Annotated in this window: 21 protein-coding genes; 5 read left to right on the forward strand and 16 right to left on the reverse strand. The window is 34.3% G+C overall.

Annotated features, from left to right (window positions below; all coding sequences use genetic code 11):
• Nucleotides 1–7 precede the first annotated feature (7 nt).
• The 12 genes from AMD00_RS11390 to AMD00_RS11445 form a co-directional block, all read right to left on the reverse strand.
• Nucleotides 8–562, reverse strand: a complete 555-nt coding sequence (locus AMD00_RS11390) for a hypothetical protein (RefSeq protein WP_053417191.1) — start codon at nt 560–562, stop codon at nt 8–10.
• A complete protein-coding gene (locus tag AMD00_RS11395) occupies nt 559–1593 on the reverse strand; it encodes a polysaccharide deacetylase family protein (RefSeq protein ID WP_083446212.1) in 1035 nt (344 codons plus the stop codon). Before AMD00_RS11395 ends, AMD00_RS11390 begins: the two co-directional genes overlap by 4 nt.
• A complete protein-coding gene (locus AMD00_RS11400; RefSeq protein ID WP_053417192.1) occupies nt 1590–2318 on the reverse strand; it encodes a hypothetical protein in 729 nt (242 codons plus the stop codon). The genes AMD00_RS11395 and AMD00_RS11400 overlap by 4 nt, the downstream gene beginning before the upstream one ends.
• Before the next feature lie 16 nt (nt 2319–2334).
• Nucleotides 2335–3963: a GNAT family N-acetyltransferase gene (locus AMD00_RS11405; RefSeq protein WP_053417193.1), complete on the reverse strand. Its 1629-nt coding sequence runs from the start codon at nt 3961–3963 to the stop codon at nt 2335–2337.
• A complete protein-coding gene (locus tag AMD00_RS11410; protein ID WP_053417194.1) occupies nt 3932–5068 on the reverse strand; it encodes a glycosyltransferase family 4 protein in 1137 nt (378 codons plus the stop codon). The genes AMD00_RS11405 and AMD00_RS11410 overlap by 32 nt, the downstream gene beginning before the upstream one ends.
• Nucleotides 5069–5072: 4 nt before the next feature.
• Nucleotides 5073–6215: an O-antigen ligase family protein gene (locus tag AMD00_RS11415; RefSeq protein WP_053417195.1), complete on the reverse strand. Its 1143-nt coding sequence runs from the start codon at nt 6213–6215 to the stop codon at nt 5073–5075.
• Nucleotides 6208–7524: a lipopolysaccharide biosynthesis protein gene (locus tag AMD00_RS11420; protein ID WP_053417196.1), complete on the reverse strand. Its 1317-nt coding sequence runs from the start codon at nt 7522–7524 to the stop codon at nt 6208–6210. Before AMD00_RS11420 ends, AMD00_RS11415 begins: the two co-directional genes overlap by 8 nt.
• Nucleotides 7514–8794 carry a polysaccharide biosynthesis tyrosine autokinase gene (locus AMD00_RS11425; protein ID WP_053417197.1) on the reverse strand — a complete coding sequence of 427 codons (1281 nt, stop codon included), beginning with the start codon at nt 8792–8794 and terminating at the stop codon, nt 7514–7516. Before AMD00_RS11425 ends, AMD00_RS11420 begins: the two co-directional genes overlap by 11 nt.
• A gap of 18 nt (nt 8795–8812) precedes the next feature.
• Nucleotides 8813–9445, reverse strand: coding sequence for a sugar transferase (locus AMD00_RS11430; protein WP_053417198.1), 633 nt, complete (start codon nt 9443–9445; stop codon nt 8813–8815).
• A 565-nt stretch (nt 9446–10010) separates the two neighbouring features.
• Nucleotides 10011–10685: a TerC family protein gene (locus AMD00_RS11435; protein ID WP_053417199.1), complete on the reverse strand. Its 675-nt coding sequence runs from the start codon at nt 10683–10685 to the stop codon at nt 10011–10013.
• Between the two features lie 189 nt (nt 10686–10874).
• Nucleotides 10875–11696 (reverse strand): sulfurtransferase, encoded by an 822-nt coding sequence (locus AMD00_RS11440; RefSeq protein WP_053417200.1) that lies wholly within the window; start codon nt 11694–11696, stop codon nt 10875–10877.
• On the reverse strand, nt 11696–15316 hold the full coding sequence (locus AMD00_RS11445; RefSeq protein ID WP_053417201.1) for a dynamin family protein: 3621 nt from the start codon (nt 15314–15316) through the stop codon (nt 11696–11698). Before AMD00_RS11445 ends, AMD00_RS11440 begins: the two co-directional genes overlap by 1 nt.
• A 356-nt stretch (nt 15317–15672) precedes the next feature.
• Between AMD00_RS11445 and AMD00_RS11450 the strand changes: the two genes are divergently transcribed.
• The 4 genes from AMD00_RS11450 (at nt 15673) to AMD00_RS11460 (ending at nt 18705) form a co-directional block, all read left to right on the forward strand.
• The gene (locus AMD00_RS11450) at nt 15673–16131 is read left to right on the forward strand and encodes a chemotaxis protein CheX (RefSeq protein WP_053417202.1); all 459 of its coding nucleotides are present in this window, start codon (nt 15673–15675) and stop codon (nt 16129–16131) included.
• A 227-nt stretch (nt 16132–16358) separates the two neighbouring features.
• Nucleotides 16359–16481: a hypothetical protein gene (locus AMD00_RS24165; protein WP_268746475.1), complete on the forward strand. Its 123-nt coding sequence runs from the start codon at nt 16359–16361 to the stop codon at nt 16479–16481.
• A gap of 23 nt (nt 16482–16504) precedes the next feature.
• The gene (locus AMD00_RS11455) at nt 16505–16987 is read left to right on the forward strand and encodes a cupredoxin domain-containing protein (protein WP_053417203.1); all 483 of its coding nucleotides are present in this window, start codon (nt 16505–16507) and stop codon (nt 16985–16987) included.
• Nucleotides 16988–17070: 83 nt separating this feature from the next.
• Nucleotides 17071–18705 (forward strand): b(o/a)3-type cytochrome-c oxidase subunit 1, encoded by a 1635-nt coding sequence (locus tag AMD00_RS11460; RefSeq protein ID WP_053418272.1) that lies wholly within the window; start codon nt 17071–17073, stop codon nt 18703–18705.
• Between the two features lie 203 nt (nt 18706–18908).
• Here AMD00_RS11460 and AMD00_RS11465 read toward each other — a convergent pair whose 3' ends face one another.
• From AMD00_RS11465 to AMD00_RS11475, 3 genes are all read right to left on the reverse strand, one after another.
• Nucleotides 18909–20063, reverse strand: coding sequence for a PP2C family protein-serine/threonine phosphatase (locus AMD00_RS11465; protein WP_053417204.1), 1155 nt, complete (start codon nt 20061–20063; stop codon nt 18909–18911).
• A 213-nt stretch (nt 20064–20276) separates the two neighbouring features.
• A complete protein-coding gene (locus tag AMD00_RS11470) occupies nt 20277–21113 on the reverse strand; it encodes a CheR family methyltransferase (protein ID WP_053417205.1) in 837 nt (278 codons plus the stop codon).
• A gap of 27 nt (nt 21114–21140) precedes the next feature.
• Nucleotides 21141–23939 (reverse strand): response regulator, encoded by a 2799-nt coding sequence (locus tag AMD00_RS11475; protein ID WP_053417206.1) that lies wholly within the window; start codon nt 23937–23939, stop codon nt 21141–21143.
• Between the two features lie 385 nt (nt 23940–24324).
• On the opposite strand from AMD00_RS11475, the gene AMD00_RS11480 reads away from it, so the two are divergent.
• The gene (locus AMD00_RS11480) at nt 24325–24915 is read left to right on the forward strand and encodes a peroxidase-related enzyme (RefSeq protein ID WP_053417207.1); all 591 of its coding nucleotides are present in this window, start codon (nt 24325–24327) and stop codon (nt 24913–24915) included.
• Between the two features lie 77 nt (nt 24916–24992).
• On the opposite strand, the gene AMD00_RS11485 is transcribed toward AMD00_RS11480, so the two are convergent.
• Nucleotides 24993–26492, reverse strand: coding sequence for a carboxypeptidase M32 (locus AMD00_RS11485; RefSeq protein ID WP_053417208.1), 1500 nt, complete (start codon nt 26490–26492; stop codon nt 24993–24995).
• Nucleotides 26493–26502 lie beyond the last annotated feature (10 nt).

Here is a 26502-nt window from a genome sequence, read left to right on the forward strand (position 1 = left end):
TAAGCTTTTATGTTTCAACGATATAATATTTTCCACCATTTCCAAGTGAGTTCCATCTAACTTTGTACGTATTTTCTATTTGCAATGACTCTTCTTTTTTACCACCATGTTTCTGTATGACACCTTGTATGGGTTTATTACTTCTAAAGTAAGCATATATACCATCGGTTTTACTGCCACGGTAATATAAAGCATCCTCAACATAAGTCACAGCATATGTTTTTGTGAAACCTAGTTTTTTTACCTCTTCCATAAATTTTATATCCTTTATCAAATGAAACATTTGTTCAACATGTTGGCCTTTATTGGGGAAATTTAATTCAATTCCATAGCGCTCCTCAGTTGCTGGATTATAGATTACAATGTCAATTTCACTTTTTTGTCCTTTTTCATTAGGATAAAAAAAATTAACACTCCGTCCAAATTGAAGTTTATAAGGAGATTCAATCATCGTTCGCAAGAATATTCCTAATTCGTGTTGTAAAGAAAATTCATTTTCAGTTTCAAAAACTCCTACTTCTAAAAAGCGGAAAAATGTGGATATATCACCTTTAAGATTCATACATTACCCTCCAAAACGAATTGTTGTCTACTTACGCAACTTGTACTGGCATTCATTTCTTCAACCAAATCTGCTACTTCCCCCATTGAGTAACTTGTGAATTGCTCGCTCTGTTTGAGCTTAGCGTATTCCTCCAAAATACGTTCAAGCATTTCAAAGTTTTGATCCATATTCTTTCCCATATTATGTGGGTGCCACCAGAGATGATAAATTGCCTTTTCCTTTGCTGCTTTTCGCATCGAATTTAAAATTCGTTTAAATCGTAATGGTTCTAACCATTGCAAATTCGGATGGTAGGGTCTTAAAAAGGCACTAGATGGAATATTCACAAGAGGCTCCATTTGTAGATTTTGAAGCTTGTACACATGATGCCCCGATAAATTCAAATAGCTATCCCCACATTTTAGCAATCGGTTTAAATGCAGCCCTTTATTGAATTTTCTTGGAGTATACATCCAATGTGGTTCATTGCCTCGATAAGTACGTATTTTAGCTTTCTTACAGATACGCAAGTAATCCTCATTGACCTGATTACGCGGAAAAACAATAGATTGGACGTGATGACCATGTTGTTTGGCAATCGTCATTGCCGATTCTATATCCGCTTGAAATTGGCGTACTGTTTGACCTGGTTCTAAGCAATAATAATGAGAAAAAGTATGAGTGCCGATTTCCTGATAGGGTGTTTGCTCAATTTGTTTGATTAATGAAGCACCATAATGGTAACAATCTGTTTCTTCATTTTCTCCAATTGTTTGAATAGTTGGATAAGGAGATAGTTCTGTTCGATGATAGATTGGATATTCTTTAGGTAGTGCTGCTAAAAGCTCTTGCTTATTCTTTGCATATAAAAAACCAACTGTTGCCCATGTTGCATGAATTTCGTAACGTTTAAAAAGTTTCAAAAGTCTTGGAATTACTTCTCTTACACCTCGTATATTTTCATCATATTCGCCCTTAGTAAACACATCATGTATTCCCCAATTCAACTCAAAATCTAATGAAATCACTAACCCTCCTTTTTCTTTCATGAACCTTTCCTCACCTTATTAAAACGAAAATCGCGAATTTTCAATACAAGATTACTTATTACCGAGTAGGGAATATAGCCTGAATATACATTAACTATCTGACCACCAAATGATTGCTTAAATTCCTGAATGGATGGAACATCTGTTAAACCCCCTACATCATAAATGTCATATCCTTGATTCTTAAAATACAGAATATTCTTCCACCATAAATAACGATTAGCATAATTAATAGCTTGTCTGTTATGTCCAATATTTTGGTTATGCTGGGCTGTTGCAACATATAAACTCATTGCTGTTTTTCCATCTACAATATATAAACGATAACAAAGTGTTTCTTCCTGCTCTGTGATAATTTTAGTTAATGTTAGACCACCTTGTTCTCGTAACAACTGCATTGTTGTGTAATGAAAGAAGTTACATGTATATATGTTCTTAGATCGAGCAAATTGATTGTAATATTTTTGAAATTCCAATAGTTCTGCATCACTTGGTTTTTCTTGTACAATAACCTTCAATCTCTCTTTTTCTGCTCTTCTTAATTTAGCTTGATCCCTTTTAGACAACTGACCCAATAACATTTCCTTGTTTTCTGTTAAATCAATCCAAACTGTTTTTATCTCTTTCAAAAAATGACGTTGTTTTAATGCATACGTGTAACCTACTAATTGTGCTTTTGATGGGGGTGTCTCATAATCCGCAAAATATATTTGCTGTATTTCCATGCCTAACCATTGTCTATTAATAGATAGAATAACGGGCTCCCTCCTTTTGTAATAGCTTTTTATTCTTCAACCCTTCTAACTGTAGGAACTTCCACTGATGGACAACACCGACATTTTTAAATCCTATTTTTTTTAAGGCACGACGTTTTTTCCATTCTGACATATTCGATATTACATATATTGTTTCGTTGTTAAAGGCGTGGCATATTAGTTCTAAATCTTGCTCTTGCCATCCATCAATAAATACACTATTTGTTGACGGTAATTCGAACCCTTTTTGCCATGTTTGATTCCTATATATTGATTTATGGACTTGAAACTCCCAAATGCCGTCTTCGCCATAAAGGTCAAAACCTTGATAACTAAGTAGAATAGCCTCTGCTCTTCTTTGCGAGTTTAGAAGACTCTTCAAAGCCAATTTTTCGAATGGCAATTTTTCATATAGTTTAGTTCCTTTTTCAAGCTCATAAAGTTGCCACGTACGCCATTGACAAATAGAAAAAATACTCTTTAACCATTCCTTTTTTGATCGCAAATTATAGATTAGTTTCCCTAAAATATCACGCTTAAATTTAACAAAGGGCTGATGTTGTTTGATTTTTTCTTTAACTGTCGCTACCAAACTGAGTAAGAATTTTTGGCGTTTAGCTTTTTTGTTAGATCCAGCTATTATAAATGTTCGAGTAAATGTGACATCTGTATGCCAATCAAATTTATATTTTTCATATCCTATACTAAAATCAAATATTTTTTCCCCTTCTTCATAACTCTGCAAAAGCTTTCTACGATCAATTAACCGTCCTGGTCCAAACATTGAAAAATCCGAATCGAATCCTAATGTATATGCAACGTACCTACCTCTACATGAAAAGCCATACGCAAATGCAATTATTTCTTGTTCAAAACGAAGTGCATCTACCTCTGTTTTAAAGTTATGATTTTGTATCTGTAGTAATGCCTCAAAAAATGGGCGGCGTTCAGTGCTAGCAAATCCACTTGTATCTATCTTTTTTTTCCAGCGACTTTCAAATAATCCGAATATTTTAGACTTTTCATTACTTTGAAGTGGATAGTACTGCACATTTCCCAATCTCTCTAACTTTTTTTCACTGCGATCGACGCCATGTTTCTTTCGTCGTTTATGCATAAATTGCTGGAAATTGACTTTGTCAAAATGTAGATAAGGTGTAACTACTCGGTGAAAACTATATTTGAAACCATTTTCAACCAAAAATAGCTCTAATATATTACTTGTTGCGCTTTCCTCAGAAATACCGTGTAATTGCAGTAATAATGCATCCTCTTTTTTAAATAATGCGTTCAATAGATAAGTTAATACGTTTCTTTTATTTTCCGATTTCACAACGATATCCATATAATTAGCAACACCATCCGCTAAAAATGTCAAATTCTGTATACCTCGATGTTCTTTTCTCATTAAAGGGAAAAATGCGATTGCTTCTTTATCTTCCATTACAACATAAATCTCAACATTACTAGATTGACCAATTGTTGCCCACCAAGTTGAAATCCACTCATATTCTATAAACGGATTGGTATTCTTCTCTTGTTCAAGAATGTCATCCCACGCTTTTTTATAGCTCTTTAACTGTTCAAGCGCGGTTATGATCAAGTAATTGAACATTTCTTTTCACCTTCTTTTCCTTTAGCGCTTCCTTGTAAAGGCTCACTGTATTGTCGTACATCTTTTGGAACAAAAAATGATCTTCAAAAAAATTACGCCCTGCTTGCCCAAGTTCTATTCTTAAAGGCCTATCCTCTATCATTCTCACCAAGCATTTTCGTATATTCAAAACATTTTGGTCTACAAGATATCCTGTTTTTCCTTCTACAACTAGCTCTTCAATACCACCTACATCTGATGCAATAACTGGTAGACCTGCACGCATCGCTTCTAAAATAGAAAGCGGCAGTCCTTCAAAATTTGATAAGAGTACAAATATATCCGCATCTTGAAGTTGCGTTTCAATGTCATTTCGAACCCCGAGGAATCTTACTCGATGCGAAAGTCCCTTATTATTAACTAATTCTTTTACGTTAGCTAGTTCTACCCCATCACCGATTAATTCCAATGACCATTCTAGCTCTTTCATGGTAGACAACACTTCAATCAACAAGTCCTGTCTTTTTGGTTTCTCAAACCTTGATACCATCACTATTTTAGGAACATTATTTCGAAAATAGGGTTGTTTGTCATTACTTTGAATACCGTTATGAATAGTTGTTATCTTATTTTTTGACACTACCCTTTTTTGTACAGCAAGTTCATGATCATAATTAGAAACAGCGATAATCTTAGTAGTTCTTGGAGCAAGTAATTTCTCAATTTGTTTATATAATAATTTCTTTAATGGCTGTACTCCTTCGGTAAAAGCCCAACCATGAGCAGTAAAAACTGTTGGAATTTTTAATGAAAAGGCTGCTAATCTACCAAGAACTCCAGCTTTAGATGAATGAAGCGCTACTAATTCAGGACCAATTTGCTGTAAGTATAAGCGGAGTTCTAAAAACGCACGGTAATCATCCATCAAACTAATATCTCGCCTCAAATGACGAAGTTGAATAATTTTAACGCTCTTTCCAGCCATTGCTTCCTCGATCAATTGTCCTTGTGAAGTCATGATAATTACTTCATGTCCATCCAAACAGAGTTGTTTTGTAAGTGCAAGCACATGGGACTGTGCCCCTCCTACTGTGTCCAACTTCGTTACAATTTGAACAATTTTCATAGATTTACTCCTCCTTTTCAAGTCTTATTGGTATCCAAGCAAGTGCTAATATAAGCCATAAATGTCTCCAGTGTAGACTATCGATAAAAAAACTATTTGCCACATGTCCGATAATAACCGCACTAATCATTACATAATATGAGCTATAGCTACCCAATTGCCGTGAGCTTTGAAAGCTTTTAATAAATGAAACAATTAAAAATGCACTGAAAGATATAAATCCTAAAAAGCCATTTTCTGTTAAAATACGAGCATATAGATTGTGTGGTGCCAAAGGAAATAATATTTCTGATTGTCCTGGTCCTACGCCAATCGGGTTATTCAAACCAGTTATCAAAGCTTCTTTTTGCATAGCAAATCGGTCATTATCATAATGTTGCAGACTCATTCGATCACTAAGTTGATCATCTAGCCCGGTGAATTGGATATAAAATATAAGTAATAAAATACTTATCACAGCCATAGCAAATACTAATTTAATACGATTTATTCCCTCTCCTTGTTTTGCAAATATTAAATATATGACTATAGAAATTACTAAATTAAGCCATGCCGCGCGCGAAAAACTAATTGTCACACCACTTACGAGTACAAAAAAACAACACAGCCAAAAGACTCGCTTCGTTTGCTCAAAGCTTAGAATGGCATATATAGAAGGTAAGACTAAAAATGGTCCATAGACATTCGGATCTTTAAAAAACAACTTTACTCGTCCAAATAGTAACCAATCATTTATAAATGGAATTATTCGGAAATAAACACCTAACCCAAGGATCGAGCAGATAATCGCAGTAAAAACGTAGGCCTGTATTACCGTAGTTAATACTTTTTCAAAATAACGCCCACCTAAACCAACGATCCCAAACCACATTACACTTAAATACAATGTAACAATAAAATAAAATAGACCTACCTCCGCATTTTGCACAAAGAACAATGACAAAATATTCGCAAGCAAAAGTAATAGAATACAAAATACACCAAAAGATTGACTTGCACTATATCTTAATACCCCATAAACTACTGCTATTACAGTCACTATGACCATCAGGAAATCTGTAGGGGCTGGTTCGAACATGACTATACTACTGAGTAGTACTGCAAGAAATAGTCCCCATTGTAAACTACTTGGTAATCGTTCAGCCATTTTCAAGCACCATTTCTGGCTCTCTAGATTTACTTATAACAATCCACGCAAAAACACCACAGACAATATAGCCAAGAGCTGTTAATAGACTGATACACCATAATGCCTCAATATCCGTGAATGCGTAGACATATGAAATCCCGATGGCGAGCACAATTAAACCAAATCGAATGCATTCACCTACCATTTGAAAAAGTAACGCTTCATATATATAGAAAATGCCGTTTAAAGGAGCAATGACTATTTTCGTTAAATACATAACTGATAATATTTGAACAAATGTGGCCGATAGAATCCAATTAGGACCAAATATCATCTCAAATAAATAAGGTGCAGCAAAATCGATTATGATTAGTGATACGGCACTTATAATAAATAGTTTACGAATTGTTTCCCAAAAATATTGATTGATACTCTCACCTACACGGACGATCTGCGCCGCTTGTGTAAAGTAAACTTGCGAAGCGGAATAACCAAGTAGATTTTCAGGTACTGTTAATAATTTTTGAGCTAAAAAGAAATATCCCGCTGTGACAACATCAAAATAGGCAGCTAAAAATAAAGTAGGGAGGTGGGTACCTAGGCTATACATCAATCCACTCCAACTTGAAATTAGAGGAAAGTTCTTGTATCGTTTCATCACTTGCCAAAGTGTGTCTGGGTTATTACGAAATGAATGAATTATATCTTTTCGAAACTTCCAAATATAATATATTGATCCAATCACTCGACCGATAACCTCACCAATAAGTAAACCAACAACACCGAACTTGATTAGACCAAATCCTAATTGGCTACTTGCTTGTCCACCATTCATTGCGAGCTTAGCATATGAAATTTCACTGTACTTTTCTAATCTTAGTGCCCAAATATTTAGTGCTTGATAAATCCCGACAAATAGTAAGCTTATAGCTAAAATCCAAAAATACGGCTCCGCACTTTCAATATTTAACCATGTTGCAATAGGTAGTAATAGTAAAATTAAGCACACTAATGTACTAACGATAAATACAGAGAATAATGATATACATAATAAAGGAAGCGCGTCTTTTTCCTCTTTTGGTAGCATTAATGCACTTTCATAACGCATCGATACAATAATCATGGACAAATATAACAAAGCGGTGAATACAGATAATACGCCAAAATCTTCTGGCTTATAAATTCTTGTTAAAATAGGCGTCATGATTAAAACGACAATATTAGAAACGGCCGCTCCTGCAATTAGTACCCACAAGCTTTTAATAAAGCGGTTTTGTATCTGTGTTTGAAGCCATTTTTTCATGAAACCCCCTCTTTCATGCTTCATTCAAGACAACCCCTATTAACCTTCCTTGTAAATTTTTCAACTTTTCAAAATCAGTAGATGCTTGTCGTACAAATGTTTTTCTTGTATTTGCTACATATACATAACCATCTACGATTTTTGTGAGTAATAAGGCATCAGATACTTGAAGTGAAGCGGTATCAATTATAACGACATCATAGATTTGTTCTAGTTTAGCAATTACGTTTGACATTTTTTTCGAGCTTAAAGGGGCAATTGGATTTTTTAAATGTTGCCCTGCACATATAACCTGTAAATACTGATTTACAGTTGGTTGTGTTATTTCTTCAATTCCGATGTCCTCAGCAAGGTAATGCGCTAAACCTTTCGTTGAACTTCTTGCACATAAACTTGTCGTATTTGCTCCTTGACGCAAGTTCGCATCAACATAAATTGTTTTTTTATTGTCATCTGCAAAGTGTTTGGCAAGCTCGGTTGCGATTAGTGTTTTTCCTTCCTTTTTTCCATTACTTGTGACAACGAACGTTTTAGTATTTGAAGCACATATCTGATTTTCCAGAAGCGAACCAACAAAGTGAATATGGTCTGCCAATACCTCCCTTTTACGTTCTGATTTCCACCACCATTTCATTCGTGGGACATCGCTTAAATACGTTTGCTCAACATTCTCAAGTTTCTTTTGCCCATCCAACTTAGGTTTATATACTTCTCTAATAAAAATCAATATTAATGAAATGAACAACCCAAACAAAGCACCTATTCCACTATACAAACTATATTGCGAAACAATATTTGGAGCTTCACCTAAAGCTGCAATATGAAGCAATTGGATATTATTAAGGTGAAATAAAACACCTATTTGTTCTTTAAAAAGAGTAGCAAATGTATTTGCAATTATTGTTGCTCTTTGTGGTTGGTTTTCCATTACAACAATGGAAATAATCTGTGAATTTTCTTCTGAAACTATGGAAATATTATTCATGAAATCAGATTTTGACATTTTCTTATCTAATTTTTCATTTAATAAATCCAGCATAAGATTACTTGTGAGTAGTTCTTTATAGGTATTCATTAGACGCAATGTTGTATCGATTTCTAAAGAAGTAAGAGACTGATTTGAATTATTAGTAATCGGTTTAATCAACAAATCTGTTCGTGCTTCATATTTTTGTGGAATATTGATGCAAATTCCTGCTCCTATTATTAGACCCAACAAGGTGAAAATGAATATTTTCCATTTATAGCGAGCGATTAAATACCATAATTCGTAAATTGTGATTTCTTTATTCATGACATCCTCCGATTATTTTTAATACGCCCCTTCCCCATTGAAAACAACACGAATTGTACGTATTAATATTTTGATATCTAGTACAAAAGAGCAGTTTTCTACATAATCAATGTCATACTCAACTTTCTGACCATGTGATATATCGGAACGCCCATTTATTTGTGCTAATCCGGTAATACCTGGCTTCAAATATAATCTTCTTGACTGATCGGCATTATAAAAAGAAGTAATATCAGGTACTTCAGGTCTTGGTCCTACTAAACTCATTTCACCTTTTAATACATTAATTATTTGTGGTAATTCATCTAAGCTCCATTTCCTCAATAACTTTCCAATTGTTGTGATACGTGAATCTAGAGCACCTTTAAATATGAAATCATCTGGAACGCCTTCCTGCCAGTCCTTTTCTTCTTTTCCTAATTGATGACATTTCATCGTTCGAAATTTCCAAATTTTAAATTCTTCAAAATGCACACCTGACCGATACTGTTTAAAGAAGATTGGTCTTCCTGAGAAAACTAACAATAAAAAAGATATAACCAGAATTAATATTGAAATAATTGGTAAAAGAATACTAGCAACAATTAAATCCAACAATCTTTTTCCATACTTCAAGTAAAAAGTAGTTCTTTCCATTACATTTACTTGCATGTGACTCCTCCTATATTAAAACGCATTCAATATGAGCAAACATTTTCTACTTAATTACTCAAATTATCAGTCGAAAAATTTGAATGATACAAATATGTTTACTCTGTTTACATCATTAGATTAATTGTTAAAGGTTAAAAAAAGGTTAAAAAATCGTTTTTGTTTTTTTACAAAAAGCAAAATCCACCCCACTAGTTATATACTCCCGTAAATCGACCGTTTATATGACTTTTAAACCACTTCGGAAATAGCATAAAAGTTATGTGTATTATGACAAAATCTATAAAAATTAATATATTAGAACTTATAATATTTTAAGAAATTACACGTTTTTAATGATTTCACTAATAAAAAATCATTTTTTCATTCATTTTTTTGTAACGATTATATTATTCTAAATAGAATTACAACAAAATATTACTATGTAATAAAAGTTGTAATCCTCATCCATTTTCAAAAACAGGTAATATGTCACAGACAGCATTTCTGCAAATAAAAACGCGACTTTTTAATAAAAATTAAAAAGTCGCGTCTATTGCCTATGTAATTATTTTATTATACAGGCTTATCTAGAAGTATATTGTGTTTGTCGGTTTTTGATCCAAATGCCCAAAATGACTAATAAGATCATACTCATAATTGGGATGATAATGGCCATTTGAGGAAACGTTCGATCTACAAATTGTGCACCGTACTTGTCCGCAACTATCATATGTCCCGCTGTATAAGCAATCATTAAAGCACCTATCCAAATAAGTATCGGGAATTTTTCCATTAATTTTATGATTAACTGACTACCAAATACAATGAGTGGAATACTTACAGCAAGTCCAAGTATAACTAAACCCATATGTCCATCTGCAACACCAGCTACTGCTAATACATTATCTAAACTCATAACGAAATCCGCGATGATAATCGTACGGATAGCTGCAAATATTGAGCTACCACTTTTCAAATCAGGATCTTCGCCTTCAGATTTTAATAAATCCAGTGCAATATAGAATAATAATAAACCACCAACTAATTTAACTAATGGAATTTGTAATAACCATACAGCAGCGAATGTAAGTACTACGCGTAAAATAATGGCTCCTGCAGTACCAATGAATATGGCTTTTTTCCGTTGTCTTTTTGGTAAGTTTCGACATGCTAATGCAATGACGACAGCGTTATCACCACTTAAAACAATGTCTAGTAAAATAATGGATAAGATTTTTGTTATGAAAACTGCATCCATTTTTTCTCCTTCTTTCTAGTTAGATATCGTTTACTATTCTACTCTTATATAAATAAATGGAAAGTAAAAACTTAGGACAGACTCTACTAGCATATGTGAAAATGGAGAAAATTATGTTATGAATGCGCAAAAAGCGAGCAAAATCATACATTTGCTCGCTTTTTTATTTTGCTTTTATAATTGAATCAATTATTTCTTTGAAATTCCTTTTTCAGGTGCATATTCTGTAATCCAATCACTATAACTACCTGTGTACAATTGTACGTTTGAATACCCGTCTTCTTTTAAAATAGCGAATAATGGTGATGCCGTTACTCCACTACCACAATAAACAACTATTTGCTCATCTTGCTTTACAACATCATGAAGTTTCTGATTTGTTGTTAATACTCCATCTGCTTTTAATTGCTCCCAATCAAAATTACGTGCTCCCGGAATATGACCCGCTACTTTATCCATCGGCTCTATTTGCCCTAAATATCTCGCTTCAGCACGCGCATCTAGTAGCACTTTTTTTACTTTCCCATCAACTATCTCTTTGACACCTGTACGATTTACATAAAGGTCATCTTGCCATCTTGGTATAAGAGTAGTTGTTGTCAATGCTTCTTCACCTGATTGAACAGCAATACCCGCTTCTTTTATGGCAGTGTATCCTTCTTTTACTATTTTGGCATTTTTAAAACCACCATATTGAAGCATCCACCATGCACGTGTTGCAAAGGGTGAAGCCCCTTGATCGTAGACTGCGATTGTTTTGTCCGTATCGTATTGTAAACCGCTTCTTTCAAACAGAGACTGTAATTGTTCTTTTTCAGGCATTGGATGACGACCCTCGTCTTTTGTCATGTCTGAAAGGTCTTTTTCTAAATCCCAGTATACTGCGCCTTTAATATGCTCTAGACCATATAGTTTTCGCCCTTCTTCGGCATTTTGCAAATTAAATCGTGCATCGATCCAAATGACATTGTTCACGTCTATATCCTTAATTGAAATAAACACGTTTCCCATTACTTTACAACTCCCTCAAATAGTGATGCGTAGATTTTTTTCCATTCAGCAAGCTTGCTTTCTTCTTGCAAAAGCTCACGTTCTGTTGCAATTTGCTCTGTTGCTTGAGCACTTAAATGATGACGTAAACTTTCCGCTTCAGTAGTTATAAGTGATTCTGACCAATTATTTAAACGTTTTGCTTCCGTGTTCAAATAGTGTTGAGCGTCGGGTTTTGTTAATTGTTCTAATGCTTCTCTTAATTTCAAGCGATCGCCTTTTTCAAAAAATGCTTTATTATTTTTAAAATGAGATTTAACAGATTCATACGGTGCAGTTTGTTCAAATGGGCCTACAAATTCAAGTATTGCTGGCTCTTCTGGTTCAAATGGCGTAAATGAGAAGCTATCATTCACATCTTTTAATTTTCTTACATCTTCGATATAACGCTCAGTCACCTTTTTATGGATAAACTTCGCAATACGGAAGTTTGTAACACGCATTTCCTGTTCTAAATCAAAGCTTAAGCTTTGTAATAATTCTTTTAATGCTAATTGTAATGCCGTTGCTGATGATTTACCTGCGAATGTTGCTGGATTATATGCTTCATTATAAAAATCTGCAAAACGATAATAAACTCGCTGTAATACATAGTACATTAGCTCTGATAATTCTTGCTCAACATCTTTTTTAATAACGGCTGCACCTGATTTTTCAAAACGAGTATGAATAAATTGCTCAAGTTTCGTCAGTTCCACAAGACGTTCGTCTTTACGCTGCATATTGTCTTCGGTTTGCTTAATAAGTGAAGCGAGACGGTTTTGTGTTTTGTCCGTTTCTTCTACTAAAGCTTGAACTGCTAAAGAGCTCAACTCTTCAGATAAGAAATGATGGAATGCATCTTCAAACGGCTGCATTCCTGATTCGAAATCATTTTTTTCTACTTTTTCTTTTAATGCAAGTAAACTAGACACACCAAATAATCGAGGTTTTCGAATACCGAAGCGTTGCAACTCTTGCTGTACATAAGTTTTAACTTCTCCCTCTTCTTCCTTATTTGATGCAAGATCAATAGCATTTACGATGAAGAACATCTTATCAAGCTCAAAAGCATCTTTTACACGACCTAATTGAATCAAGAATTCACGGTCTGCTCGAGCGAATGCATGATTATAATACGTAATAAATAGAATGGCATCAGCATTTCTAATGTAATCAAATGCAACACCAGTATGACGGGCGTTAATAGAGTCTGCCCCCGGGGTATCTACTAATGTGACACCCATTCTTGTTAATTCACAATCAAAATAGAAATCAATGGAATCAACAAAACAGCTACGTTTTTCTTCTGCGACAAATTTTTCAAAATCCTCTCGATTTGTACGTAAAGTCGTTCCTAACTGCTCTTTAAATTCTTCATATCCTTGTGCGAAGGCACGGATGAAAGACTTATGGACATGTAATCTCTCATCTTCTAACTCCATTTGCAATCCTTCAGTAGCTTTATTGAATGCTTCTTCTAAAGTTGTCACATGCATACCAATCGCCTCGTAAGACGAGATAATGTCAGCTTGTAATTGATCAGTTGTTTTTAATCGAACATCAGCCGTTTCGTGAGGATGTTCTGGTGAGACAGGTCGAATTTTGTTAATTGCTGCTGTCGTTGGATTTGGTGAAACAGGTAAAACTTGTTGACCCATTAGCGCATTAGAAAATGATGATTTACCAGCACTAAATGCTCCAAATAAAGCAATTGTAAAATCCTTTTTCTTAAGGCGTTCTACTTTATTTTTAAGATAATTTGATACCTCTTTAAATCCTTGGACATTCGCCACAGCATTAGCTGTATGTAATGCTTGCTTAACTGCAATAGCTGTTTGTATAGTCTCCACATTGTCTGCATCTTCAGTAGGTTTTTCTTCTATAAGAATATCTTCCTCTTGTTGTAACATCGTAGGGTCGAATAATCGTATTTGCGCAAAAGCTTCTGAATGCTCCTTTGTCCACATTTCAACACAATTATCTGCATCCTTATTTAATACTGTTGTAGCAGCTGCTGATTTTTTCGCATAAAACTGCTCCTGCTCTTCAACATGCTCAAGTTCTTTAATAACTGTTACTTTTTCAGAAAGTACCTCTTGTTTTTTCTTCAACGGTTCAACAGAGCCAAAAGATAATTGCTCTACAAAAATTGCCTTGTCATCTTTCCATTCATCAGTTGTTCTAATAAACCAACGCTTTGTTGCTTCTGATACACGGTTAGCAAAATTCAACAACCCGTCACCAGTTGCTAAAGCATCTTTTTTTACTTGATCTTGAATTGTTTCAAAAGGTACGTTGAATTCAATTGTATCAATTTCTAGAGATACATCATCAGTTAATGCGCCAACGTCTTTCAATGAATTTTTCATCAATGACAGCATATGACCTGAAATTTGTGATGTAATAATCGACTGATAGAGTTTGTAAAGCTCTTCTTTACGTAATTCTTTTTCAGCAGCAGTTTTCTTTGCGGAAAAGAACATCCCTACCTTAAAGTCCTCTTGCATACTTTCTAAGTAGAGTTTTAGCTTATCACGTAGCTCATAAGGCATAATACCAGCATTATTGAGTAACTCTTCACGTTGTTGTTCAAAGGATTTTTTCCATTTTTCAACAGAGTAAAGTTCTAATTGACGCTGGATATTGGCGTATTGATCTTTTAACTCTTGGCGATTTTCCCAATCTGAAAATGGCAGAATTTCTTCATTTATATCGAAGATTTCTTGTTTTGTATCTTGTAAATATTCTTCATGCTCTTTATTCAATTGTTGTAAAGTCTTTTTAGCCGTCTCAACTAACTGCTCTTGCCAACCATCCATGCTACTCATGACAATTCCCTTGACTGTTTGGAAATCATTATGTGGATGCTCAAGTTCTCGTAGAGAAGTAAAGAAGATACCTTTTGGAACAACTCCCCAATTTGCAAAAGAAGTATGAACAGACTGCTCAAATTCTGTGAAATCAAGTTCATTATCTTTGTGTTTATCAATTTGATTGACGATTAGATAAACATTTGGATTAAATTTCATTAATTGTTTTGTAAATTGAAAATTCAACTCAGATTGAACATGGTTATAGTCCATAACATAAAACACGATATCTGCTAAATGAAGTGCTGATTCAGTTGACATACGATGAGCATCATCCGTCGAGTCTACTCCTGGAGTATCCATTACTGTTACGCCATCAGGTAGAACTGATTTTGAATGGCCGATTTCAATTTGCGATACGAGCGCTCCATTTTTAGCGAAGGCCTTGACTGTTTTAATATCATAATCCCCAGTGAATTTCACTGGATCTTGTCCTGTTAAATAGGCAATTGCGTAATCGCTTTCAGATTTATGTACTTTAACAACGTTTGCACTCGTAGGTATTGGACTAGAGGGTAATAGCTGATCTCCTGTTAATGCGTTAATCATGCTCGATTTCCCTGCAGAGAAATGGCCAGCAAAGCCAATCATATATTCTTTATTTAATAGTTTATTTGCAAAAAGCGTCGTTTTTTGCAAACGCTCCTCATCTGCGTTATTTTTGTAAATCAAATATTGCATTGCTGTTTGCTTTAATAATTGTTGAAGTTGCTGATCAAATACTGTCATGAAAGGCTTTAACTCCTTTAATATGTAATAAACTCATTCTAACATGTAGAAGGAAAACGACAAACAAAAAAATCCTCCCAATTACGGGAGGATTTTGTCGTTATTTTAAATGTGCGGTTGTTTGAGTGAAAACATATTTACTAACTGCACCGTAGATTAATACTGTAGCTCCAATAAATGCAAATATCACTTTGACCGCTCCCTTTTATTTGATCGTTAAGTATATGTAATGAATATGAAAATCATTCTCATCTATCTTAATGATAATGAAAATCATCCTCTTCGTCAAGTATTAATTCAATTTTTTAAACTCGCATGTTATTATAGAAATAAAGTCACGTATCGGGAGTGTTTAAATGAGTACTTCTATTCAAATACAAGCCGTCTTGAACGGTACTATAAACGCACTAAAATCAGTTATTCCTTATAAAATTCAAGTATCATCTCCAACTATTACATCAGACCCTTACGAACAAAATGAAATTGGTGTGCTAATAGGCATGGTTGGTGATTTGAAAGGACGAATCATAATCGATTCAACACCTGAAACATTTAGTGCAATCGGCGGAGGTATGTATGGGATGACATTAGAAGGCGCCATGCTAGAATCCTTTACAGGTGAATTCGGTAATATGATTGCTGGTAACTTATGTACGTTTGCTGCAGAAAAAGAATTGGATTTAGATATTACACCTCCAACTGTTATGGTCGGACATACAAAATTATACGGTTTCCAACATGCTTTTAAGCTACCTGTAACAATTGATAACATTGGTAAACTAATCATCTTATTAACTATAGATACAAATGAATAGTATTTAAGTGTCTTGTTCAATGAATTGAGCTAGACGCTTTTTTTTGCCCCAATATATTAGCATACCTATTTTTCCTTCAAAATTTCTACAATATTTTATGTCTTTTCACACTTCATTCACATTTCACGTGTTTTAGTGTGATATTTATCACATCCCACTAAAGCTTATTTTTATATGATGAACACATGGTATTAAAGATTTATTCAATTGATAAGGGAGGGTTCAATATGGCTAACAAAAATCATTCCGACGGCGATTTAAAAGGAACTTTTTACTTAGTTATGGCATTAGGGGTCTTTATAGTTGTAGTTTGGGGTCTTTGTTTTGGACTATTTCTTGATCGCTTTTAAACTGAAAGAAGGAAGGGAAAATTATGCATCTTCATAAATACGAAAAGTATTGGCTTGCATTCGGTGTTGGCTCACTTATAGTGTTCTTATTAATTACTGGTATCATGGCCTTTCATAACGGCAGCCACCCACCAAGTGCAAAAAATACGATTAATTACGAAAAAGTAGATGAAATCGCTCCATTCAATAACCCAGGTGTCCATAAAGTGGAGGGAAAAGATTGGGATTATGAAGCCGTTGTAGTTGCTTCAGCATTTTACTATGATCCTCCTATTTTAGAAGTACCTGTTGGCGCTAAAGTTAAATTCATCGCAACTTCAAAGGATGTTGTACATGGTTTCGAGGTTGCTGGTACAAATATTAATATGATGTTAGAACCTGGATACATTTCAGAATATGTAACAACCGTTGATAAAGTTGGCGAGTATTTAATCGTTTGTAATGAGTATTGTGGTGTAGGTCATGCTCAAATGCATTCTATGCTTAAGGTGGTGGAACCAAAATGAGTCAAGCATTAGCTAATAAATCCAAAGCAGCTGTAAATAAACAAAACATTGTTGGGAAGGTTTCCAATAAAGTTAATGATTTAATGCAAGTAAATCGTAAAGATTCAAAAATAGCCATGGCTCATATTTATGTAGCTATGATCGCTCTTTTATTAGGTGGAACTGCTGGTCTTTTACAAGTACTTGTTCGATCTGGCGAATTTAAATTACCATGGGGCATTGGTTATTACCAAGTTCTAACTGTCCACGGTGTTTTATTGGGCTTAATATTAACGACATTCTTCATATATGGATTCCAAATTGCTGCTGTTAGTCGTACTTCAGGTGCATTATCAGCAAAACAACGTCTACTTTGCTGGATCGGCTTCTGGACTATGACTACTGGTACTGCAATGGCATCAGCTATGGTGCTATTAAATGAAGCATCAGTTCTTTATACGTTCTATGCGCCGTTGCAAGCGCACTGGATTTTCTATTTAGGCTTAACATTAGTAGTTGTAGGTTCTTGGATTGGAGGTCTTGGCCAAGCACTACGATGGATGCAATGGCGAAAAGAAAACAAAGGTCAAACTTCTCCTTTACTATCATTTATGGTCGTTTGTAACAACTTAATGTGGTTTGTAGCAACAATTGGTGTAGCTTCAGAAGTACTATTCCAACTACTTCCATGGTCATTAGGTTTAGTAGAACGTGTTGATATTCTCTTATCCCGTACTCTTTTCTGGTCATTTGGTCATGCACTTGTTTACTTCTGGTTATTACCTGCCTATATGATTTGGTATGTAGTTGTTCCTAAAGTAATTGGTGGCAAAATTTTCTCTGATGCATTATCTCGTTTATCATTTATTATGTTCGTATTGTTCTCAGTTCCTGTAGGTCTTCATCACCAATTAACTGAACCTGGTGTTGACGGATCATGGAAATTCTTACAAGTAATTTTAACTATGATGGTTGTTATCCCTTCACTATTAACTGCTTTTTCTCTATTCGCTACATTTGAAATACGTGGTAGAGCATTAGGTGGTAAAGGCGTATTCGGTTGGTTGAAACAATTACCTTGGGGAGATGCTCGATTCTTTGTACCATTCCTAGGTATGTTAGTATTCATCCCAGGAGGAGCAGGCGGTATCGTCAATGCTTCTTACCAGATGAACCAGTTAATCCACAATACAATTTGGGTAACAGGTCACTTCCATTTAACAGTTGCTACAGCCGTTGTATTAACTTTCTTTGGCGCTTGTTATTGGTTAGTACCTCACTTAACTGGTCGTACATTAACTAAAGAAATGAATAGATTAGGTATTATTCAAGCAATCGTTTGGGTAGTTGGTATGGGTATCATGTCAAGTGCAATGCACGTAGCTGGTTTACTCGGCGCACCACGACGTTCTGCATTCTCTGATTACGGCGGTGCTGATATTGCTAGTACATGGGTATCTTATCAAATTGCACAAGCTGTAGGTGGCACGCTTCTATTCATCGGTATTCTGTTATTCCTTTATATTTTTGTGAAACTTTGCTGGTTCGCACCTAAAGGTCAAGAAGAATTCCCGATAGCAGAAGTCGCTCCAAACGCAGAAAAAACTCCAGCAATTTTAGAGAACTTTAAACTTTGGATAGTGATTCTTGTTGCACTAGTATTAATCGCGTACAGCTTCCCAATCTTTGATATTATCTCAAATGCACCGTTGGGATCTAAGGGATATAAACTCTGGTAAATATATTAATCACAATACCCGATATAAGGATAAAAAATACCCCCGTAAAACGGACACTTACTAGTCCACTTTACGGGGGTTCTATGTTTTTTATATAAATAGTTCAGATAATTAGAGCATCCATAAAATCAGTTATTAGCAAATCTAATTTAACCTAACAAAGATATAAAAACCATTTTCCCTTATATATTACCAAGACCAAATTAACATAACGGACTAACTGCCTGAATTAAAACAACACACATATCATCCGGTTGATCATGTTGTAATGCTTTAGGCATTACAATATCAATTGGTTCTATTACTTCACAATCTACCCAGCGCTCCGAAATGGCTTCTTTTATTGCATCCAACCCGTCATTCTCTTCATTATCAAGAGATTCCATCACACCATCAGTAAAAATCAGAAGCTGAACTCTCTCATTGTAATGAACAATATCTTTACTTATTTTCATTTCATTAAAAAAACCAACTGGACAAGATCCTTTCGAAAGAGATACCACTTTTTCATCATCAACATAGGCAAAGCCAGGTGGGTGACCTGCGTTAACGTACTCTACTGTCTTTTCCTTCGTGTCAATAATCATATAAATGGCTGTAAAATAATAATGCACAGGGTTTTCTTTTTTATTAAGTATGTTCATCCACCTGTTTAACTCAACGATAATTGCTTCTGGATCAGTATTCTTACGAATGGCATCTCGTAGTACAGAAGAAATATACATACAAACAAGAGAAGCTGAAATACCGTGTCCCATCATATCTAAAATAATTACCCCATACCGATTTTCATCTATCCGTTGCCAATAATACATATCACCTGCAAGCTTGTTTGCAGGTAGATATGATGCTTTTATCATTAGTTGTTCATTGATAATTGGCTCACTTAATAAACTACTTTGTACTTGCATCGATAAATCCAGTTCGTCTCTGAGCTTTTTATCTTGTTCTTTATGCCAATCTTTCTCATACTTTAAACGAAGACCAACTCGTATTCTTGCAAGTAAATCAATTTTATTGATGGGTTTCATTATGTAATCTATTCCACCTACACCGAGTGCCTCCGCTACCTTATTCGAGTCTTCCAATGCAGTCACAAAAATAACTGGGATATCCTTCAAATGGGGAATATTCTGCAAGCGTCGGCAAGCTTCAATGCCATCCATTTCCGGCATCATTATATCAAGAAGTATAATGTCTACTTCTGTTTCTTTTGGATATTCTTGATCAGCCCCTAAATAGTCAAACATTTCTTGGGCTGATGAAAGTGAACGGAAATCGTTATACCCTGCGCGTTTTAGTATATTTTCAACTAAAAAAAGGTTTACTTGGTTATCATCCACGATTAAAATCGTCATTCTTTTAGCCCCTTTAGCTTATGAATCCTACTCCGCCCATAAGTACTTAACAATTCATGATTTATATCAATCTAAATCTTGCTTTTGTTTGGGGGAGTTTCTATTGTTGTTTACTTATAATCAATTGTTTTAATTATAATATATTTTACCTTTTATTCGGCTCCGCTAAACATTTTCTCAACAAACAAGGGCCGCTTCTGCGACCCTGAGTTGTTATATTTTTCGATAAATATTCTCTTGACTTGCTATCTCCTTATATTTTTCGGAGAAAACAGATGAACGTAATGTTTCTTTACTGCCTATACCGATAAAACCATCGTGGCAAAGGCTATCGTAAAACAACTGATTCACACTATTTTGTAGTTCACCCGTAAAATATATCATGACATTACGGCAAATAATAACATGAAATTCATTAAATGAGCCGTCTGTAACCAAATTATGTTGAAAGAATACAATATTTTTCAATAAATTTGCATCTAAGTAGGCATTTTGATAATCAGTCGAATAATACTTCGAAAACTCTTGTTTACCACCTGCAGCCAAATAATTTTTGGTATATGATTGCATCTGATTTAATGGTAAAATGCCTTCTTTAGCTTGTAATATCACTTTTTCATTTATGTCTGTGGCATATATTTTTGTACGATCATAAAGCCCTTCCTCTTTTAGCAATATGGCCATAGAAAAAACTTCTTCACCAGTTGAACAACCTGCATGCCAAATACGTATTGTAGGAAATTCTTTAAGAAACGGTACAACTTTTAATCGAAAAGCATTGAAAAATTCTGGGTCTCGAAACATTTCAGTAACATGTATAGAAAAGTCATCTATTAACTTTTCGACAAACCCTTTTTCATATAAAACCTTTTCTATCAAAGAGCTAATTTTCTCCATCTTCTCTTGTCTCATTCGATTGATAATTCTTCTTTTAATCGAAGAACGCATATACTTTTGAAAGTCAAAACCCGAAACACTATAAACAGCTTGAAGTAACAAATCAATTTCAATATTCTCTTTTTCTTCGGTAGTTAATAAGTCTTTCACAATAATCCCTTTCTAAGCCTGTTCGATTAATTACTTAGCCAACCATACACGAAGAACAGATAATAACTGATCTATTTTCAATGGCTTACTGATGTAATCTGATGCACCGGCTTTTAAGCATTTTTCTCTATCGCCTTTCATCGCTTTTGCAGTAAGAGCGATAATTGGAAGCTCTTGATAAATTTCTTGGCTACGAATATTGCGCATAGTTTCATAACCATCCATAACAGGCATCATTATATCCATTAATACAGCATCTACAGAATTATTTTCTTTTAGAATTTCTAAACATTCGAATCCATTTTCAGCTGAAATAATCTCCATCCCTTGAGATTCTAGAGCATTTCTTAGAGCAAAGATATTTCGATGGTCATCATCCACAATAAGTACCGTTTTATTTGATAACATATTTTTGTTCGCTTGTGTTAGTTGTTGTATTTCCTGATTTACTTGATCTGGTTCTATTTTTTCTGTAACTACATTTTCACTTGTTGCTACAGTTAACACTGAAGAGTCCACTTCTTCATCTAAAGGTAAGTCGATGCCACTGGGTAAATTTGGTAATAATAAAGTAAAGTTACTACCTTTGCCTTCTTCACTATCGACAAAAACCCACCCTCCAAGTAATTTAGCGAATTCTTGGCTAATAGATAAGCCTAAGCCAGTCCCGCCATATTTTCTCTCTGTTGCTCCATCACCTTGTTGAAATGCGTCAAAAATTATTTTTTGTTTTTCATTAGAAATACCTATTCCGGTATCTATTACACTAATTTCAACCCATTCGTCCGTAATTTCGGTATGTGCCAACTTCTTAATATTTTCCTTTTCAGCATTTTTAATATGAACTGAAATAGTACCTTCATGCGTAAATTTAAAGGCATTGGATAATAAGTTTTTCAGAATCTGTTGAAAACGCTGTTGGTCAGTAAAGAATATATTTGTTACATTTTCATCCTTTTCAACGGTAAAATTCAAACCCTTTTTAAGTGCTACATGATCAAAGTTTTGATGTAGCAACTCTGGAACTTCACTCATATTCATTTCATCAAATTGGACTTTTAATTTTCCAACTTCAACTTTTGATAAATCCAATATATCATTGATTAATTTCAATAGGTCTTGTCCTGATGAGTGGATGATTCGCGCAAACTCTTGTTTTTCCTCATCCAAGCTGTTATCATCTGGGGTTTCCAACATTTCAGATAAAATTAAAATACTATTTAATGGTGTTCTTAATTCATGCGACATATTGGCCATAAATTCTGATTTGTATTTTGAACTTTTTCTTAGTTCTTCAGCGTGTTCCTCTAGGTTGATTTTTGCTTCTTCAAGCTCCCGAGATTTTTCTTCAGCATCGTGTGTTCTCTCAGATAACTGTTCATTGATCATTCGTAATTCTTCTGCTTGAGATTGCAATTCTTCTGATTGTGCTTGTAACTCTTCGGACTGCGATTGCAATTCTTCTGACTGAGCTTGAAGCTCCTCTGTTTGAGCTTGTGATTCTTTTAATAATCGCTCAATCTCCATTCGACCTTGCACACTATTAATAGTTATACCAAGTGTCTCTAAAACACGTTGTAAGAAGTTTTGCTGAAGGCTAGTGAACGGTACTATACTTGCCATTTCCAATATACCTACGACTTCATCTTCAAAAATAACTGGCATTATAATAATACTTTTAGGATTTACATTACCTAATCCAGTTGTAATCAATTGATAATTATCTGGTATATCAGTGATAATCTGTGATTTTTTTTCTATGGCACATTGTCCAATTAAACCTTCACCAATTTGAAACTCGCTTCTACCAGCATCATTGCCTTCACCAGCGTAGGAAGCAGTTTTAACAAAACGTGTATCTTCTCCTTGACCACGGCGGATATAAAATACACCGAAGGATGCGCCGACCATAGGTGCTAGTCTTGTAATCAATCGTTTACCTAACTCTTCTATATCCACTATACGTTGATACATCGTTGCAATTTCTGCAAGACCTGTTTGCATCCAGTTCTGTTCACTAATTTTTTGAGTGAAATCTTTTTCTTTCTGATTATACTCTTCTAATGATCCGGCCATTTCATTGAATGAACTAGCAATTTCTCCAATTTCATCTTTTGTCTGAATCGTGATTCTAGGAATAGCAGATAAATTTTTAAAATTTATCTTTTGAATCACTTTTGTAATAGATTGAAGCTCCTTGGACGTACTTCTAATCATCCAACTAAGTATGGTAGAAATAACCAGAATACTAAAGAACACAGCAAATATAGTAAATTTAATCATATCATTGTACGTTTGTTGAGAACTTTTCAACGTATCAATCATAATACCCTCTTGATATTCTTTAAATTCATCAAGTGTAGATAACACTTCTAATCTCTTAGTTCTTTGTTCTTCCATCAATTCATTTAATTCTGCACTCGAACCGTTTGCCTTAATCAGTTGAATGATTTTAGACTCTGTATCGGTATATGATGTATATTGCTTATCTAATTTTTTTAATAGTTGCTGTGACTGTGTTTGATTTGCAATAGTGGATAATTTAATAATATTTTCTGATATAGATGCGTGATTGTCATTAATCGTTTGCAAACTTGTGTCAATATCCTTCTCATCTGCATCAATTGCTACATATAAAATTTCTCTATCTGATCGTGAAAATAACTGACGGATATCCATCACAGTTTGAACTTTATAATAACGATCCTCTACAATTTCAGTCATATTTGTTTTTAATTTATTTAAGGTAAATACCATTATTGATAATAAAACGATTAAAAAAAGCAAGATTAAACCAAATCCGATAATTTGCCTTTTCTTAAAACTCATATTCTCTTCCCCCTTTTAATCATATTAAGGAAGCTGGAAGCTACAAAAAAATAGCTGTCGAATTCTAGCAATGTCCTCAAAATATCTCTATTAATATTTTATCATTTTTAAGCGAATTGAGAGATTAAAAGTCTATTACAATAGTTTCAAAATTACCCTACTTATATTTTCTAATTTAATTGAATGTTAATGCATATAATACCAAATATCTACTAAGAGGGTTAGCTTATATCTTTTACCCTTGTCAGAAAGTATAAATCTTAAACTATAAAATTTCTGATGAACCTTCAATTGTTTGGGGACTGTTATTTCAACTCCAAAAGTTGTAAAGTTATAGATATTGAATAATTTGATTTTTCCAATAAATTAAAGGAGTGTTATTATTATGACAAAATATCCCGAACAACTATCATATTTACAAACGCCTAATGAAAAGAATATTCCTGTTGAATTACAGACAGAGTTTGACCAACATGTAGATTTTCAACAAGAGAATTGGGGCTTTATCAATAATTTATTTAAAATACTTCCATTAAATCCACTACAATATAAAGGTTTTTTGGATTTCAAAAATACTATGTTTGACGAAAACACATGCTATTTGAATAATATAGATAAGGAAATGATGGGACTAGTTGTATCTTCTACTAATTGCTGCGCTTATTGTTTAACAACACACAGTGATGCATTACGTGGTTTAACAGGAGATGCTACTTGGGTTGACCAGCTCACTTATAACTATCGCTCTGCAACATTAACAAAGAAACAACGCGCTCTATGCGATTATGCATATAATGTTACTACTTATCCTCAAGAGACTACACAACAACAAGTAGACCTGTTACGTTTAGCTGGCTTTAACGACCACGAAATTTTGGAAGCTTCATTTATTGCTGGATTCTTTAATTTTACAAATCGTTGGGTAAGTACAATTGGTGCTATACCAAATCCAGGGCATTATAATCATAATAGATAATCAAAAGCCAAAGAGCAGCTTATTATAAGCGCCCTTTGGCTTTTATCAAGATTGAATTGCTTGGTGTCTAGAACCTTTTACAAGTTATAAATTCGTGTATACTTTTCTCTTAAATAATCCGCTAAATATTTGGCATTTAAACCTTCACCTGTAGCTCCATTTAATAGTTCAAAAGGTTTTTTAAGTGCACCATATTGATGTACTTTTTCTGTTAACCATTCGCGAATTGGTGTAAGGTTACCTTCTGCCAGAAGTTCATCAAAGTTTGGAATATCTTGATCCATCGTATGTTTAAATTGAGCTGCATACATAAAACCAAGTGCATAAGATGGGAAATATCCGAAACTACCACCAGACCAATGCATATCTTGTAAGATTCCTTCTGCATCATTTTCTGGTGTAATACCTAAATACTCTTCGTATTTTGCATTCCATACTTTTGGTAAGTCCTCTGCTTGTAAGTTTCCATTGAATAATTCTTTTTCAATTTCATAACGAATCATAATATGAAGTGGATATGTTAATTCATCAGCTTCAATTCGAATTAAAGAAGGTTGTGCTGCGTTAATCGCACGTAAAAACATTTCTAATGAAACATTTTCAAATTGTTTCGGAGAGTGTTTTTTCAACATCTCAAAATTGTGAGACCAAAAGTTTTTATTGCGTCCTACAAAATTCTCGAAAAACAATGACTGAGATTCATGAATACCCATTGAAGTTCCTGTACTTAGTGGTAAACCATCTAATTCCGGCATAATATTTTGTTCATATAAAGCGTGTCCGCATTCATGCACTGTACCAAGAAGTGCAGATCGGAAATCGTGTTCGTCATATTTTGTAGTTACACGAATATCACCACGGTTTAATCCGATCATAAACGGATGAACTGTTTCATCTAAACGACCTGCTTCAAAGTCGTAATCTAGTTGTTGTAAAATTTCTAAACAAGCTGCCTTTTGCCCTTCTTTTGGAAAGAAATCAAATATGAAGCTCGTATCTGGTTGATTGTTTGATTCAACAATTCTTTGAACAAGTGGGACGATGGTTTCCTTCAACTCTCCAAAAACGCGGTCCAATATATCCGTTGTCATATCAGGTTCATATTGGTCCAATAATGTGTTGTATGGATTATTGTCCTTGATACCCCAATACGTAACAAACTTTTGTTGCGCTTCAATAATACCTTTTAAATACGGTAAGAATAGACTAAAATCTGATTTATCTTTTGCTTTTTCCCAGACAGCTTCTGCTTTTGATTGGAGTACAACATATTCTTTGTATTCGTCTGCTGGGATTTTCTTATTTAAATCAAAAGCTTTTTGCGTTTCTTCATATGAACGACGAACAATTTCTGATAGTTCTTCTTTTTTTGTTGAAAGCTCTTGAAGTATTTCAGCTAATTCATCTGATGTTTGCAAACGGAAAAGTTCTGATGAAATCGTTCCTACTACTTCCGCTCGTTGCTCTAGCCCTTTTTTTGGTGCTCCAGTACGCATATCCCAATAAATTACTGAAAGAGCTTCTTCATAATTATCAATTTTTTTTATGTAATTTAGAAAGCGTTGTTCTACTGACATTTTATTACCC

The organism is Viridibacillus arvi, assembly GCF_001274945.1.
Taxonomy (GTDB): Bacteria; Bacillota; Bacilli; order Bacillales_A; family Planococcaceae; genus Viridibacillus; species Viridibacillus arvi.